This window comes from Marinobacter sp. UBA3604 (assembly GCF_002375325.1).
GTDB lineage: Bacteria > Pseudomonadota > Gammaproteobacteria > Pseudomonadales > Oleiphilaceae > Marinobacter > Marinobacter salarius.
In genome coordinates this window covers 148,549-164,833 of the sequence record NZ_DFMB01000063.1, presented here as the reverse complement: position 1 = coordinate 164,833, position 16,285 = coordinate 148,549, and the positions used below count along the sequence as shown (strand labels likewise).

14 protein-coding genes are annotated in these 16,285 nt (G+C 58.4%); 9 read left to right on the top strand and 5 right to left on the bottom strand.

What is annotated here, in order from left to right:
- Positions 1–33: 33 nt before the first annotated feature.
- From B2590_RS19150 to B2590_RS19110, 9 genes are all read left to right on the top strand, one after another.
- The gene (locus B2590_RS19150) at positions 34–1,644 is read left to right on the top strand and encodes a long-chain-fatty-acid--CoA ligase (RefSeq protein ID WP_286810126.1); all 1,611 of its coding nucleotides are present in this window, start codon (positions 34–36) and stop codon (positions 1,642–1,644) included.
- A gap of 133 nt (positions 1,645–1,777) precedes the next feature.
- Positions 1,778–3,001: an ABC transporter substrate-binding protein gene (locus B2590_RS19145; protein WP_286810125.1), complete on the top strand. Its 1,224-nt coding sequence runs from the start codon at positions 1,778–1,780 to the stop codon at positions 2,999–3,001.
- Between the two features lie 77 nt (positions 3,002–3,078).
- A complete protein-coding gene (locus B2590_RS19140) occupies positions 3,079–3,948 on the top strand; it encodes a branched-chain amino acid ABC transporter permease (protein WP_041334926.1) in 870 nt (289 codons plus the stop codon).
- Positions 3,945–4,892, top strand: a complete 948-nt coding sequence (locus B2590_RS19135) for a branched-chain amino acid ABC transporter permease (RefSeq protein WP_085680780.1) — start codon at positions 3,945–3,947, stop codon at positions 4,890–4,892. The genes B2590_RS19140 and B2590_RS19135 overlap by 4 nt, the downstream gene beginning before the upstream one ends.
- On the top strand, positions 4,889–5,671 hold the full coding sequence (locus B2590_RS19130) for an ABC transporter ATP-binding protein (RefSeq protein ID WP_091643804.1): 783 nt from the start codon (positions 4,889–4,891) through the stop codon (positions 5,669–5,671). The genes B2590_RS19135 and B2590_RS19130 overlap by 4 nt, the downstream gene beginning before the upstream one ends.
- Positions 5,668–6,372, top strand: coding sequence for an ABC transporter ATP-binding protein (locus B2590_RS19125; RefSeq protein WP_286810124.1), 705 nt, complete (start codon positions 5,668–5,670; stop codon positions 6,370–6,372). The genes B2590_RS19130 and B2590_RS19125 overlap by 4 nt, the downstream gene beginning before the upstream one ends.
- Before the next feature lie 45 nt (positions 6,373–6,417).
- On the top strand, positions 6,418–7,110 hold the full coding sequence (locus tag B2590_RS19120) for a TetR/AcrR family transcriptional regulator (RefSeq protein WP_085680776.1): 693 nt from the start codon (positions 6,418–6,420) through the stop codon (positions 7,108–7,110).
- Positions 7,111–7,138: 28 nt separating this feature from the next.
- Positions 7,139–8,602, top strand: coding sequence for an NAD-dependent succinate-semialdehyde dehydrogenase (locus tag B2590_RS19115; protein WP_286810141.1), 1,464 nt, complete (start codon positions 7,139–7,141; stop codon positions 8,600–8,602).
- Positions 8,603–8,625: 23 nt separating this feature from the next.
- Positions 8,626–9,849, top strand: coding sequence for a CaiB/BaiF CoA transferase family protein (locus tag B2590_RS19110; protein ID WP_286810123.1), 1,224 nt, complete (start codon positions 8,626–8,628; stop codon positions 9,847–9,849).
- Between the two features lie 12 nt (positions 9,850–9,861).
- Here B2590_RS19110 and B2590_RS19105 read toward each other — a convergent pair whose 3' ends face one another.
- From B2590_RS19105 to B2590_RS19085, 5 genes are all read right to left on the bottom strand, one after another.
- Complete coding sequence (locus B2590_RS19105) at positions 9,862–10,479, bottom strand: SCO family protein (RefSeq protein ID WP_414673538.1); 618 nt, start codon at positions 10,477–10,479, stop codon at positions 9,862–9,864.
- A complete protein-coding gene (locus B2590_RS19100; RefSeq protein ID WP_286810122.1) occupies positions 10,476–11,318 on the bottom strand; it encodes a cytochrome c oxidase assembly protein in 843 nt (280 codons plus the stop codon). The genes B2590_RS19105 and B2590_RS19100 overlap by 4 nt, the downstream gene beginning before the upstream one ends.
- 109 nt (positions 11,319–11,427) lie before the next feature.
- Positions 11,428–12,990 carry an FGGY-family carbohydrate kinase gene (locus B2590_RS19095; RefSeq protein ID WP_286810121.1) on the bottom strand — a complete coding sequence of 521 codons (1,563 nt, stop codon included), beginning with the start codon at positions 12,988–12,990 and terminating at the stop codon, positions 11,428–11,430.
- Positions 12,987–14,615 (bottom strand): glycerol-3-phosphate dehydrogenase/oxidase, encoded by a 1,629-nt coding sequence (locus B2590_RS19090; protein ID WP_286810120.1) that lies wholly within the window; start codon positions 14,613–14,615, stop codon positions 12,987–12,989. The genes B2590_RS19095 and B2590_RS19090 overlap by 4 nt, the downstream gene beginning before the upstream one ends.
- Entirely contained in the window at positions 14,615–16,210 is a 1,596-nt protein-coding gene (locus B2590_RS19085; RefSeq protein ID WP_286810119.1) for an FAD-binding oxidoreductase, read from the bottom strand. The genes B2590_RS19090 and B2590_RS19085 overlap by 1 nt, the downstream gene beginning before the upstream one ends.
- Positions 16,211–16,285 lie beyond the last annotated feature (75 nt).

Below are 16,285 nucleotides of genomic sequence, written 5' to 3'. Positions count from 1 at the left end.
GATGGTGTGATTTGGGTGTGACATAGGTGCGACATGAACAAGTACAAGAACCTGAACAAGACCACCGCAAACTATTCGCCACTTACCCCGCTCACGCTGCTGCAGCGGTCCGCTCGGGTGTACCCGGACAAGCTGGCGGTGATTGATGATGACATGAACCTGTCCTACCGGGAGCTTTACGCCCGCTGCCGCCAGATGGCCAGTGCCCTGAGTCGACGCGGTATCGAGACAGGCGACACGGTAGCAATCCTGTGTCCGAACTCCCACGAAATGCTTGAGGCCCATTACTCCGTGCCTATGTCGGGTGCGGTACTGAACGCCATCAACATCCGCCTCGATGCTGGAGCCCTGTCTTTTATCCTGGCCCATGGTGAGGCACGGGTTCTGTTCTACGACACCCAGTGGGAAGAGCAGATCCGGGCCGCCGTAGCCGAGCTTGAGGTTAATCCCTTGTTGGTTGGCATCGATAGCAAGGCAGGGAAGAGCCAGGGTCTGGCGGATGTTGATTACGAAACCTTGCTGCAGGAAGGCGATGCGGAAGCTGGCTGGCAGCATGCCGCAGACGAGTGGGATGCCATTTCCCTGAATTACACCTCTGGAACCACCGGCAATCCCAAAGGCGTGGTTTACCACCATCGCGGCGCCTACCTGGCGGCCATGACCAACGCCATGGCTTTCGACATGACGGCCGAGACCGTCTACCTGTGGACCCTGCCAATGTTCCACTGCAATGGCTGGGCTTATACCTGGGCAATCACCGCCGTTGGCGGCACTCATGTGTGTCTTCGGGAGGTGGACAGTCAGGAGATCTACCGCCGAATCGAAGACTACGGTGTCACCCACATGTGCGGAGCGCCGGTGGTGATGAACCTGCTGATACAGGACCTGGGGCGCGCGAGCCTGACACTTTCCCGGCCGGCCCAATTTGCCCTGGGCGGCGCAGCGCCTCCCAGTAGTGTGATTCGCAAGGCAGAAGAAATCGGCTTCCAGATCACCCACCTGTATGGCCTGACCGAAACGTTTGGCCCCTCGACGCTCTGTGTGCCCCAGCCGGAATGGCAGCAATTGCCGCTGGAAGAACGGGCGTTAAAAATGTCCCGCCAGGGTGTTTCCACGCACGGGCTGGATGAAGTTGCGGTGCTGGATATGGTCAGCGGGGAGGCGGTGCCTGCAGACGGAAAAGCCATGGGCGAGATCTGTATTCGTGGCAACACGGTGATGAAGGGCTACCTGAAAAATGAGGAAGCCACCGAAAAGGCCTTCAGCGACGGCTGGTTCCACACCGGTGACCTGGCCGTCATGCATCCGGATCATTATGTCGAAATCCGGGACCGGGCCAAGGATGTGATTATCTCCGGCGGCGAAAACATCTCCAGCCTGGAAGTGGAGGAAGTGCTATACCGGCACCCGAAAGTGTCTGAGGCGGCAGTGGTGGCCATGGCCGACGAAAAATGGGGCGAGGTTCCATGCGCCTTTATTAATCCGATCGATGATGGTGAGGAACTCACGCCCGAGGAAATTATAGCCTTTTGTCGGGAGCAAATGGCGCACTTCAAGGCGCCGCGGAAGGTGGTGTTGGGTGAGTTGCCCAAGACTGCCACGGGCAAGATCCGCAAAAACATTCTAAGGGACACGTTGTCCTGATGACTACGCTGGCCATGGTCAGCAGGAGGTTGCGATAACGCGAACGACGAACTTATGACAATGAAATCGTGGCTTGATTTAACAGGCCAGAAAGTTCCAGTGACAAAAAAGACAAGAACACAGGAGCATTACCATGAAAACATCAAGCATCAAGAAACTGCTGGTTGCGATGACCGCAACCGCTACGTTGGGTACCGCCGGTACCAGTTATGCTGAGGAGCCCATCCGGCTCGGGGGCCTCTACATCCTCTCTGGCAGTGCTGCCACCTATGGTGAGTTTGCCCAGAAGGGCATCAACCTGGCAGTGGATGAAATCAACAGCTCCGGCGGCATTCTGGGTCGTCAGGTCGAAATGGTCTATGAGGACACCCAGGGGAAGGCTTCAGTAGCCATCCAGGCCGCTCGCAAACTGGTCTACTCGGAGGGTGTGGACGCCCTTGTGGGCCTGGACAGCTCTGGTGTGGCCCAGGGTATGGTTCCGACCATGCCGGAGTTACAGAAACCCCTGATCATTACCCACGCTGCCACGCCGGATGTCACCGGCAAGTTGTGTAATTCGTTCACCTACCGTATCAGTGTCAACGTGGCCCAGAATATGAAGGCCGCCGCGCTGGTGGCTGCAGAAACCGATGCCACCAACTGGACCACCATCGGTCCGGACTATGCCTTCGGCCATCAGTCCTGGGAATTCTTCGGAAACTACCTCAAAGAGATCAATCCGGACGTCAACCTGATGTCGGAGACCAACTTCCCGCGCTTCGGCGCCGAGGATTTCACCCCGTTCATTGACAGGGTCATGGACTCTGACGCCGAGGGCGTTCTGATCTCTGTCTGGGGCGGTGACCTGGTCAACTTTGTCCGCCAGGCAAACACCCGCGGGTTCTTCGAAGAGGACCTGGAGGTGATGTTTACCGTGGGCGCCGCGACCGAAGTACTGACCGCACTGGGCGAGGAAATGCCTGAGGGAGTGCACCTGTCTACACGTTACTGGTACGAGGCCTACGACAACGACATTAATGACCGCTTCGTGAAAGCCTACCTTGATGCCTACGGCAACCCTCCCAGCTATAACGCTGAGGGTGCGTATGCCGCCATCTACGCCTACAAGCAGGCGATGGAAGCGGCCGGCAGCACCGAGGGGCCGGCTGTGGCCAAGGCGCTCAGTGGCATGAGCATGGACGCCCCGAACGGTACGGTGACGTTCCGCAAAGGCGATAACCAGGCCATGGTCAGCCCGAACTGGGGTGTTTCCGGCTCCATGCATCCAGAGCATGGCATTCGCACGCTGAACAACCTGCAGATTTTTGACGGCGAAAAAGTAGCCCGCACCGTAGAAGAGACCGGTTGCAAGCTTTGATCTGACGATTGTTCTTTTGCTTGCCGTGGCGCCCTCAGGGGCGCCACGAATCCGGCCCTAACGTAATGAGGTAATACATGTCTGGCATCGGAGCGGCGTTGCTGAATAGTCTCGATATAGGGTTGCTGCTGTTCATTATCGCAGTGGGCCTTAATATCGTGTTCGGTGTGCTGAACATCATCAACTTTGCCCACGGGGCACTTTACATGCTGGGGGCCTATCTGGCCTTCACACTGATCAATATAGCGGGTATGCCCTTCTGGGCGGCCCTGATCCTGGCGCCCATTGGCGTCGCTATTCTGGCCGTCATCATCGACCGGTTGCTGTTGCGCTTTATCTATTCCCGTGACGTAGCAGACAGCCTGCTTCTGACATTCGCTATCCTGCTGATCATTAACGAGAGTGTGAGGATGATCTGGGGGAGTGGCATCCATGTGGTCCAGCCGCCGGATCTGCTGTCAGGTTCGGTGCGGCTGTTAGGCAGTTCGGTTGCCACCTACAGCCTGTTCGTGATCGTCATCGGCCTACTATTGCTAGCTGGTCTCTGGTACCTGTTCAACCGCACTCGTGTCGGCCGCATCATGCGAGCCGCGGCACTGGATCGCGATATGGCCGAAGCGCTGTGCATCAACACCCGGCTGGTGGTGACCGGCGTGTTTGCCTTTGGCGCCTGGCTGGCCGCCGTCGGTGGCGTCATGGCGGCACCCATGCGTGCGCTGGATCCCGGCATGGGGGACAAGATCATTATCGAGTCGTTCATTGTGGTGGTGATCGGAGGGCTGGGCAGCTTTCCGGGCGCCTTGCTTGGAGCCATCATCCTGGGCCTGATTCATGGCTTCGGTGGCCGCTACCTGCCGGAAGTGAACCTGCTGTTGCCGTTCGTCGGCATGGCGCTGGTTCTGTTGTTCAAACCACACGGCATTATGGGCAAAGGGGCAAATGCATGAAAACCAAGGTTCTGATGGCCATTCTGGCTGTGGTGATTGCCGGGCTGATTGCGGTGCCCTGGATTGCTTCCTATTTCTATGTGTTTATTTTTACCGAAATCCTGATCCTGGGTCTGTTCGCGGCCAGCTTCAACCTGATTTTCGGTTATACCGGCATGCTGAGCTTCGGGCATGCGGCGTTCTTCGGTATTGGCGCTTACGCCACGGCCCTGGTGCTGATTCACCTGGAGTGGCCGTTCCTGGTCTGTCTGCTGGTTTCCATGGGGGCGTCCGCACTACTGGCTTTGATGATCGGCTTCCTGAGCGTCCGCCTCAATGAGGTGTACTTTGCCATGCTGACCCTGGCTTTTGGCATGATGGTCTTTGCTATCGCCTACCAGTGGCGCTCGGTGACCAACGGCAGTGACGGCCTCGCCGGGTTTACCCTGGGCTCCTTCGGGCTGGGGCTTGACCTCACTCTGGCGAATCCCTCGGTCTATTACCATGTGGTGCTGGGTATTGTGGCCATCGCCGCGATCGTGCTTTACCTGATCTGCCGCAGTTCGTTTGGCATGATCCTCAAGGCAATCCGTCAGAATCCCGAGCGGGTATCCTTCGCCGGGCTGAACGTGCGGACGTATCGGCTTGTGGCTTTCGTCATCGCCGGAACCTTTGCGGGCCTGGCCGGTGGTCTGATCGCTCCATTCCTGCGCGTGGCGAGCCCCGAGCTTCTGCACTGGTCCATGTCCGCCGAACCGATACTGATGGCCATCCTGGGGGGTACCGGGTTTTTCCTGGGACCGTTCATCGGCTCTGCGGCGTTCGTATTGCTGGAAACCTGGATCACCACTTACACGGAATCCTGGATGCTGGTTCTGGGTATCATCCTGGCGCTGATGGTGATCTTCTTCCGCAAGGGACTGTTGGGCACCGCCATTGACTGGTGGATGGAGGTGAAAAAATGACGAACCCGGTCCTTACCATTGCTAACCTGACCAAGCGTTTTGGCGGTGTCACTGCGGTCTCCGATATCAACCTGGAGGTCATGCCCAAGGAAACCATCGCGATTATCGGCCCCAACGGTGCCGGCAAGACCACCTTCTACAACATGGTGTCCGGCCGGATGCAGCCGACGGAAGGCACGATCACGCTGGACGGCAAGGATATCACCGGCTTGCCTCCCCACAAGATCAGCCGGCTGGGCGTATCGCGATCGTTCCAGATCAATAATATCTTCCCGGAAATGACGGTGCAGGAGAACGTGGAAGTGGTGCTGTCGGCCTATCATGGCCACAGCCGCAAGCTGTTCAATATCGCGTCCCGCAATACCGAAATCCAGAACGAGGCGGTTGAGTTTCTGAAGCGTCTGGGCATCGACAGCCTGAAAGCACAGCGTGCAGAAGTGATCAGCTATGGCGACAAGCGATTACTGGAAATCGCCATGGTGCTGGCAACGCAACCCAAGCTGGTACTGCTGGACGAGCCAACGGCCGGGATGACTCCGGATGAAACCCGGCGCACCACCCAACTGATCAAACAGCTTGCCGGTAGCGGTGACTACACCTTCATGATCACCGAGCATGATATGGATGTGGTCTTCAATCTGGCGGATCGGATTCTGGTCATGCACCGTGGCGAGAAGCTTTTTGCCGGCACACCCGAGGAAGTCAAGAACCACCCGGAGGTGCGTGTTGCCTACCTGGGCGAAGAAGACGACGAAGCGGTCGAGGAGGCCAACCCATGATTCTTGATGTTCGCAACATTCAAACGTTCTACGGCGAGAGTCAGGCGCTCCAGGGTGTTACCCTTCAGCTCGAAGCCGGTGAGACGGTTTGCATCCTCGGCCGGAATGGGGCGGGAAAAAGCACCACTTTGAAAAGCATCATGGGGCTGACGCCTCCGAGATCCGGAGAGGTCGTCTATGAAGGCAAGCCGGTCAAGGGCTGGCCGGCACATCGCATCGCCCGTGCTGGCATCGGGTATGTACCGGAAGACCGCCGGATATTTCCCGGTCTGACGGTGCGGGATAACCTTGATGTAGCCTCCTATCAACGCAAGGGCAGTGCCGCGCGTTGGACGGTGGATGGCATCCTCAAGAAATACGAGATGCTGGGCGAACGGGCGGACCAGGACGGCGCGACCCTGTCCGGTGGCCAGCAACAGATGCTGGCGGTGGCAAGGTCCCTGATGATTCAGCCACGACTGTTGTTGCTGGATGAGCCCAACGAGGGGCTGGCCCCGGTTATCGTGCAGCAGATCGGTGAGCTGATTGACGATCTCAGCCAGACCACAACCATCCTGTTTACCGACCAAAGCGTGCGATTCGCACTCAAGCATGCTCAAAGAGCCTACATTCTGGAAAAGGGCCAGGTTGTGCACGAGGCGAGCAGTCAGGACCTGAAGGCGGACCAGGCTACCCAGGACCGATTCTTGTCCGTGGCATAGCGTGGCTTATAATCCCCGCCGCAGAGGCAAACGGACGTGGCAGTTATGATTGAAAATTACGAAGCATTCCGCGGTGAACTCCGCATGTCCAAGGAGGATGTGATCCGCGATGTGTACCGCCAGAACAAGGAACGCATCAGTATTAAAAAGGAGGCGACGGCGGTCAAGAATCTGACCCGAATCATCGACTCGACCCTGCGGCTGGCCAACTCCAAGGGATTTCATGCCATGACGTTGAGGGACCTTTGCGGAGATTCCGGCATGAGCATGGGTGGGCTGTATGCGTATATCCGCAACAAGGATGACCTGATCCACCTGATCCAGAGCCACGGATTCATTATCACGCGTCGGACTCTGATCCATTACACGGAAGACGTAGAGGATGTCCGGGACAGAATGTTCTCTGCGATTAAGGCACACCTGTATCTGAGCGAGCTGATGCGGGCCTGGTTCTACTTTTCCTACATGGAAGCGAAGAGCCTGCCTGCTGAGGAAAAACGCGACGCTGTCGCCATTGAGCTGGAGATCGAGGAGATCTTTCTCCGGCTCATTGAGGATGGCATAGAGGCCAAGGTTTACCGCTCGAGAAATGCCCGCCTTGTCGCCTCCATGATCAAAGCCTTATTGCAGGACTGGTACCTGAAACGCCGGAAATACCGTGACCAGAGTGTTGCGGTTGATGACTATGCCGCGTTTGTCAGGGATGTGATTGAAAGCTATCTGCTCGGAGAGCGTTGACTCTCCTTCTGTGAGGAATGTGATGACTATCAGACTGACAAACCCGGCACTATTGCGCGAAAACGCCCATATCAACGGCGAATGGGTCCAGGCCCGTTCGGGTAATCGGCTCGCGATAACCAATCCAGCCAATGGAGAGCATCTCGCTTATGTGCCGGATATGGACGCCGAAGATACCCGGCAGGCCATTCGGGCGGCCGAGGCAGCGTGGCCGGAATGGCGTGCTCGTCCGGCCAAGGAGCGAGCGGCTGTTCTGCGTCGGTGGTTCGATCTGGTGATGCAACATCAGGAGGACCTGGCCTGTCTGATGACGGCAGAGCAGGGCAAGCCGTTGGCCGAGGCACGCGGTGAGGTTGCGTACGGCGCCAGCTTTATCGAGTGGTTTGCCGAGGAAGCCAAGCGGGCCTATGGTGACGTCATTCCTGGCCACGGTCGTGACAAGAGGATTGTGGTCATCAAACAGCCGATCGGGGTAGTGGCGGCAATCACGCCCTGGAATTTCCCGGTGGCAATGATCACCCGTAAGGTCGCCCCGGCACTGGCTGCCGGTTGCCCAGTGGTGGTCAAACCTGCTGAAGACACGCCGTTGTGCGCGCTCGCGCTTGCGGTGTTGGCCGAGGACGCCGGAGTTCCACCGGGGATCCTCAACATCGTTACCTGCTCGAAAGACCGGGCGCCGCAGGTGGGAGAGGAACTGACCACCAGCCCTGTGGTTCGCAAGGTGTCGTTTACCGGGTCCACGCCCGTGGGCAAACTCCTGATGCGCCAGGCCAGTGGCACGGTCAAGAAAGTGAGCCTGGAATTGGGCGGCAATGCGCCGTTTATCGTGTTTGACGATGCCGATCTCGATGCCGCGGTAACCGGATTAATGGCCTCCAAGTACCGAAATACCGGGCAAACGTGTGTATGTGCCAACCGCATTTATGTGCAATCTGGCGTGTATGACGAGTTTGTTGACAAGCTTAAGGCTGCGGTTAGCAAGTTGGTCGTGGGAGCAGGCCTGGAAGGCGAAACGCATCAAGGTCCACTGATCAACCAGGCTGCGCTCGACAAAGTCAGGCGGCACATCGCCGATGCGACAGAACGGGGCGCAAAAGTGGTGATGGGAGGCCAGGCACACGCTCTCGGCGGCACTTTTTTCGAGCCCACCATTCTCACGGACGTCACCCAGGACATGCTGGTGGCCAGTGAGGAGACCTTTGGCCCGGTGGCACCGCTGTTCCGGTTTGAGACCGAGGAACAGGCCATCACCATGGCCAACGATTCGGAATTTGGTCTGGCAGCATACTTCTACAGTAATGACATCCGGCGCATCTGGCACGTGGCCGAGGCCCTCGAAACCGGCATGATTGGCATCAACGATGGCATCATTTCAACCGAGGCCGCTCCCTTCGGCGGGGTCAAGGAAAGCGGCTTGGGTCGTGAAGGGTCACGGCATGGCCTGGATGAGTTCATGGAACTCAAATACCTCTGCCTCGGTGGAATGCGCTGAGTCCCTTTTTCAAGGAGAATTGAATGTCTGGCTCCCTATCTCATTTGCGTGTCCTGGATCTTTCCAGAGTGTTGGCTGGTCCCTGGGCAGGGCAGATCCTTGGGGATCTCGGCGCAGAGGTTATCAAAATTGAACGCCCAAAATCCGGGGACGACACGCGCTCCTGGGGGCCACCTTATCTGCAGGGGGCTGATGGTAATGCAGATCTCTCTGCCTACTTCCTGACCGCCAATCGAAATAAGCAGTCCCTTGCGGTCGATATCGCCCATCCCGAAGGGCAGGAACTGATCCGAAAACTGGTCGCAGAGTCGGATGTCATCCTTGAAAACTTCAAGGTCGGGGGCCTCAAACGTTATGGCCTGGATTATGACAGCCTGAAGCAAATCAACCCCAAACTCATCTACTGCTCGATCACCGGATTTGGCCAGGATGGCCCTTACGCGAACCGGCCCGGATATGATTTCCTGATCCAGGCCATGGGCGGGCTTATGAGCATCACCGGGCAACCTGACGGCGAGCCCGGCGCCGGGCCAATGAAGGTCGGTGTAGCACTGACAGACATCATGACCGGGCTGTATGCCACCATTGGTGTGCTCGCTGCGCTCAGTCACCGTGACCGTACGGGAGAGGGGCAGTATGTCGAGGCGGCGCTGTTGGATGTGCAGGTAGCCTGTCTGGCGAATCAGGCCATGAATTACCTGACCACGGGCCAGGCGCCGGGGAGGATGGGGAACGCCCATCCGAATATCGTGCCTTACCAGGATTTTCCTACCGCAGATGGCAACATGGTGCTAACCGTCGGTAACGATGAGCAGTTCACCCGGTTGTGCGATGTTCTTGAGCATCCGGAGTGGGCGAGCGATGAGCGTTTTGCGACAAATCGGGCTCGCGTAGCGAATCGAAAGGAATTGATTCCCAGGCTGCGGCAGGCCACGGTGATGCGGTCAACACAGGAATGGGTGCAAATTCTGGAGCGTTCAGGGGTGCCCTGCGGGCCGGTTAACACCCTGGATCAGGTATTTGAAGACCCACAGGTTCTTGCGCGGGGAATGAAACAGTCTGTTCAGCATCCATCGCTGGGCGATGTGCCGACGGTTGGCAATCCGATCAGGCTGAAGCTGACACCGGTAAGTTACAGGACGGCGCCTCCGCTGTTGGGGGAGCAATCGAAACAGGTCCTTGAGAAGATTGTTGGCCTCTCTTCTGGCGAAATAGAGAGCCTAAGGGAGCGCGGCATAGTCTCGTGATCTGGTGTTGCGTTAGCTTTCCTCAGCCAACGCAACCAGATCCATACGGATATTCTCCACACTCAGCTCCGGCCGGATCAACAGACGGGCCTTTCCTTCGCGGTCGAACACATACACGGCGCCGCTGTGTGAGACGTTGTAGTTACCTTCCGCATCTGGCTCGTCGTAACCAAAGGTCGTGCGGTAACGCTTACTGAGTTCCCTGAGCGCTGGTTCCTCGCCGGTCAGGCCGATGGCCCGGTCGCTGAAAAAACTTACGTAGCTGTCGATGCGTTCGGGGGTGTCCCGCTGTGGGTCCACGCTGACAAAGACAATCTGCGTGTCCTCCCGTAACTCCGTGGGCAAATCCTTTACCGCCCTGGACAGTTTCTGGAGTGTGGCGGGGCAGATATCAGGGCAGGAGGTGAAGCCGAAGAACAGCAGCCGGATATTGCCGTCGGTTTGCTCGGCCGTCACCGTGTCGCCGGAGGTGCCAGTCAGCTCGAAGGCAAGTTCCGGCATCAGGCCGCTGATGTCTTTGCCATTCCAGTTTTCATCGTCGCCAAAGCACCCACCGAGCACCACTAGAGACGCCAAAAGTACCATGGCAGAGATCGCTTTATGACTGCAGGGTAGGAACCGGTTTTTCATGAATGGCTGGCCTTCAGCTTTTCGTTATAGGGCGACACCTTGCCATCTTCACGCATGGCACGTCGAAGGATAATCAGTATGCCGAGGATGCTCATCATGGCCGGGGGAATCCAGGTCAGCAATCCGCCCAGCAACTGGTCCGTTTCTGGCGGCATTGGCCAGGCGCGACCGCAGACTTCGTACACGTCGTACACCATGCCCCTTGAGAACACGATGGTGGCGCCCAGAACCATCTGGGGGATGGCAACCAGGGCCAGAAGAAGGATGCGTTTGCCGTAGCCCAGAGCGTCGCTGACGACGGGTGAACGTGGATCAAAGATCAACCACCAGAACAGCATGCCGTCCAGTAGCATGCTCCAGTTCATCACCCAATACAGATCCCGGCTGAGCATGGCGTCGAAGTGGATCGGGGGCCAGAGCCAGAAGTAGATGAGCCCCACAAACAGGAATGAGGCAATCGCCGGGTGCTGGAGAAAACGGTACACCCATCCCAGCGGTGTTAATGCCCGCCGTATGTCTGGATTGATCAGGCTGTAGAGGAATCGCATCACCGGAAGGGGATTGGACAGGGCAATCAGGATCGGCCCCAGGTGGTGCAGTATCAGATGCTGGCCCCGGTGAACAAAGAACATGTACTGGGAGTAGTAATCGAAACGGGTTTGCATCACGCCGTAACAAAGCATAACGCCCACCACAAATACCAGTATCCGGCCGCTTCCGGGCCGGTCTTCGGCTGACATCCTGACCAGGCCGTACCCGTAGAACGCCAGAACGAGCACGAAACTCAATATGGTGAGCGGCGAGAAGTCATAGGGTACGAGGTAGTCTAAGGCCGACATCGGGCTTGCCTTTGTGCTCTGGGGGTGGAACCGGGTGATTGTTGTTGTAGCTGATCCAGAGTTTTACCGGAGTGACGGCTAAATTCAAGAGATTGTTGGGTTTGCTGTGTTAATCGGGATACCCGGTAATATCCCGAATTTTACGGTACAGCGGCTGAAGCTGGGGATACATCTTCAGGTACACCTCACGATACAGGCGCTCGTAGAGTTTCTGGGTGTCGGCCTGCGGATGGAAGACATCACCCACTCGGGTCATCGCGTTCACCGCCGTCTCGAAATTCGGATGAAGCCCCAGGCCAACGGCGGCGTCGATGGCGGCGCCGAGGCCGGAGGTTTCGTAGGTGTGGGGCCGTTCCGCGGGAAGTCCGAAAACATCGGCGGTCAGTTGCATGGCGGCGTCGCTCTGGGAACCGCCCCCGGCGACTCTCAGCCTGCGGATAGGGACGCCGCTGCGTTTCTCGATCCGTTCCTTGCCTTCGCGCAGGGCGTAGGCCAAGCCTTCCAGTATGGCTCGGTAGATGTGGGAGCGGGTGTGGACGTCGCCAAACCCGATAATGGAGCCCTTGGCTTCCGGCCCCGGCTGGCGAACCCCGGGTGACCAGTAGGGTTGCAGCATCAACCCCATCGAACCGGCGGGAACGGCCCGAACCAGTTCATCAAACAGGACTTCCGGCTCCACGCCTTTTTGCTCAGCCAGTTTCTGTTCCCGTAGACCGAATTCGCGCTTGAACCAGCTCACCATCCAGAAGCCCCGGTAGATCATCACCTCGGTGGAAAAATGACCGGGCAGGGCGGAGGGATAGGGGGGCATCATGCGCACCGGTTCCAGGTAACGCTTGCTGGTGGTGTTGATGGTAGCGGTAGTGCCGTAGCTCATGCAGCCGACATCTGGTGTCAGGCCACCGGAGCCGAGGATTTCGCAGGCCTTGTCCGATGCCGCTGCAATCACTGGCAGTGGCGCCGGCAGGCCAAGGTGCCGGGCCGCGTCTTCGGTGAGGTTGCCGATCTTGTCGCCGGGCTTGACCAGCTCCGGCAACATCTCACGGCGAACGGGCATGGTGAGCCACTTGAAATCACGTTGGCCGGCCCACTGGTGGCGTTTGTAGTCGAACGGGATATACCCCACCTGACTGCCTACGGAGTCTCTGAACTGGCCTGTCAGGCGGTAGTTCAGGTAGCCCGACAGCAGCAGGTAATGCCGGGTGGCCGTCCAGATTTCGGGCTGGTTCTGGGCAATCCAGTTGGCCTGGGTTTTCTCTCGGAAGCGATCAACGGTGGGTTCCAGACGAAGCAGCTTGAACAACCAGCCCCATAAACCGGGCACAGGCCCTTCAACCCGGGCGTGACGTTGGTCGAGCCAGATGATGGCTGGCCGGAGTGGCTTGCCATGTTCGTCCAGATTTACAACGGTGCCACGCTGGGTGGTCAGCGTTACCCCGGCCACTTGCGCCGGCAAGGCATCGGTGTTTTTCCAGAGCAGTTGGCACGCTTTACCGAGGTTTTCCCAAAAATACTCTGGATGCTGTTCCGCCCAGCCCGGCTGCTCGGAGAAGTAGGGTTCAATCTCCTGTTTGCCCTTGCCGACGAGGTTGCCCCGAGTGTCGAACAGCAGGGCCCGCACGCTCTGGGTTCCGTTGTCGATAGCCAGGATGAGCGGTTTGGTCGTGTTCATCCAGTGGCCTCCGGTTTGGCCGGAAATGTGACCGGAAGCGAGTAGCAAGATCGCCAGAGCTCCAGATAACGTGCCTCTTCCCGTTCCCAGGTGGTGTCGTCCCAGGCCAGGATGGGTTTGCACAGGCAACGTATGTCCGGGAGCAGGTCTTCACCGCCTTTTGGAAGCACCAGCCCGAGCCGGGTACGGCGCAACATCAGGTCATCCAGGTGGATCACGCCGGTATTGGCGGCCGCCCAGGCCAGCTCCGCCCACAGGGTGTCGGTGCCGGCAACGGTTTCATGAGTGCCGGCACGCAGGACCTCTGGCAAAGCAGGGCCGTAGAAGCCCTGCAAACGATGCCAGTTCTGATGGCTGATGGCGTCAGGACGTTCGAGGTCTGGGGGCGAAGCAAATACCGGCAGCGCATCGTTTCTGAGATGAAAACCCGGCATTTGCCCCCGTTCGAGTACTTCCCGGGCAATCAACCGGAAGGTGGTTAACTTGCCACCGGCGACGCTGATCAGGCCATTGTCTGACCAGATCACATGCTCCCGATTTTCCTTTGAGGGTTTTCGCGTTCCCTTTGATTGATTAAGCGCGGGTGATTGGGTGACGACAGGGCGCACTCCCGCCCAGGTTGCGATCACGTCACGCTCGGTGATGGCACTGCTGGGGAACAGGCTTGAGGAGATCTTCAGCAGGTAGTCGAGCTCCTCCCGGTTGATGGCGGGCTCATGGGACAGCGATTCTGTGTGGTCGAGGTCCGTGGTCCCCAGCACCGTCGTGCCTTGCCATGGGAAGGCGAATACCGGCCGATGGTCCTCCGGATGAAACAGCGACACCGAACAGGACACCGGAAGCCGCGAATAGGGAACAACCAGGTGGCTTCCCCTCAGGGGACGTATTCGGGTGTCAGTACTGTCGGCCTGCTTCAGCTGGTCCGCCCAGGCACCCGTGGCGTTAATAACCAGTGGGGTGTTGACGGTCATTTCCAGCGTTTGGGAATCCGTGCTGGTGTCAAGAAGATGAACGCCTGTGACGGCGTTGGTCTCACTGTTGCGGAGAACTGCCTTCGCCTCCATATAGTTCAGGCAGATAGCACCGTCGGCCTCGGCTTCTTCGAGTACGCGTTGCACCAGACGCGCATCGTCGGTAACGGCATCGGTGAAGCCGCTGGCACCAGTCAGATGGTTGGTGGACAGGCCCGGCACCCACTGCGATGTGTCTGCCGGGCTGAGTCGCTGCCTGGATGGCTGTCCTGAAAGTCGGTCGTACAGACGCAGCAGCAACTGGAACAGCTTAGGGCCGGGGAACTGTTTCTGGTAGTGAGGCATTATGAAGCGCAGGGGGTCGATTAGCCCCGGCACCTCTGCCAGCATGCGCTCCCGTTCCCGCACCGCGTCCCGCGTCAGGCGAAAGTGCCCGCTGCCGAGGTAGCGCAGACCACCGTGGATCATTTTCGAAGAACGGCTGGAGGTCCCCCAGGAGAAGTCCCGTTGCTCCACCAGTAAGGTGCTCAAGCCGCTGCCGGCGGCTTCGCGAGCGATGCCCGCTCCGGTGATGCCCCCGCCGATCACAACCACATCGAAGGCGGCGTCGCCACGGGCCAGCTGGTCAAGCTTCTGTTCGCGCGTTAGAGGCATTACTTCTGAACCAGTGTTTGTGGATTCATCAAGCCGGTGGGATCGAATGTCTGGCAAAGAGATCCGATGGCCAGCATGCCCAGCTCGCCTTTTTCGACGGGCAGGAAGGGCGCATGATCCTTGCCAACGCCATGTTGATGGCTAATGGTGCCACGGTTGTTAACGATAATGTCCGACGTGCTGGTTTTCAGGGCTTTCCAGCGGGCCAGGGTTTCCTCGTAGCTGTCGGCCACCCGAAACACATAGGTGGTGTAGAGGCTGCAGCCCTGGGTATAAAAATGCGAAAGATGAGTAAAAACGTGAACCATCTCTTTCTTTTCATTCAGTTGGTTACGGAGGTTTTCTTCAATTTGGTTTAAGAGTTTGTCGACGTTGTCCCAGTCGGTGGCGGTTTCCAGGGTATCAACGGCGTACCCGAGTTCCCAGAGGGCTTCTCGCAGGTAGGGCATGGTGAAGCGTTTGGCGGCCCATTTGTCGCCCAGCTTTTTACCGGTGTAGATTCCACCAAACTCGCGGCAGAGTTCGCGAGTTTCCTTTAGGGCATTCCGGCATTGGCGTTTGCTGCCTGTGACGCCAAACGTCATCATGCATTTGCCGTCTTTGGCGCCCCGTAGGCCCAGATAGGACTCAAGCAGGCCAATCATCCCGGGGTGGCCCGCCAGGGCAAGCTGGGTTTCGGTCTCGGTGGCGTTGCTCAGGCGCAGCATCGAGAGCTGGGTGCGGTTCTGCACCAGCTTGCGACACGCTGTTCGAGCCTTGTCCCACGAAGGGAAGAACATGACATGAAAGCTTTCATGGGCCGGCAAGGGCGTGACACGCACTTTCACTTCAGTGATCAGGCCGATTCTACCCTCGGAGCCCAGGATCATCTCGCGGATGTCCGGGCCGGCACTGGAGGCGGGAATCGTGGGGATGTCCAGCGTGCCTTTCAGGGTTTCGATGCGGCCCCCGGCAAACAGCTGCTCGATACGACCATAGCGGAGTGATTGCTGCCCGCTGGACCGGCTGGCGACCCAGCCGCCAATGGTGGACAGTTCGAAAGACTGCGGAAAATGCCCCAGGGTATAACCCAGCGCCCGTAACTGTGACTCCACCAACGGTCCCGGGGTGCCAGCCCCAAAGGTGGCGATCTGGCTTTCCCTGTCCAGGTCTATCAGGCGATTCATCCGCCCCATATCAACGGTCAGCACCGGCTGATCACTGGCCACGGGGTTGATGTGGCCGGCCACGCTGGTGCCGCCGCCATAGGGAATGAGGGCAACATCGTTCTCTTCGGCATACTGAAGCAGGGCCTGGACATCCAGGGACGACTCCGGATAGGCAACACCATCGGGAAATACGCCAAAGTCGCCGCTGCGCATGGCGAGCCAGTCTGCGAGGCTTTGGCCGCGGGCGTGACGCACCCGATCTTCGGCCGTGTCGATACAGCCCGGATTTGGCGGCAGCCTACTGTCTGGCACCTGGGCACAAACATGTTCCAGAGATACATCCGCCAACGGAGTGGCGCTTCCTATGCGCTCGTCCAGAAACCGCCGCCCCTCTTTGGGTAATTCAAGATTGAACTGGTCATCTCCCCAGCCGTTCCAGCGTCGCATGTTGGCCGTTCCTTGTTGGTAAATGTGTGTGCGTGTGAATACTCGTGGGGCAGATTGTACCGCCGGGTACTGTTA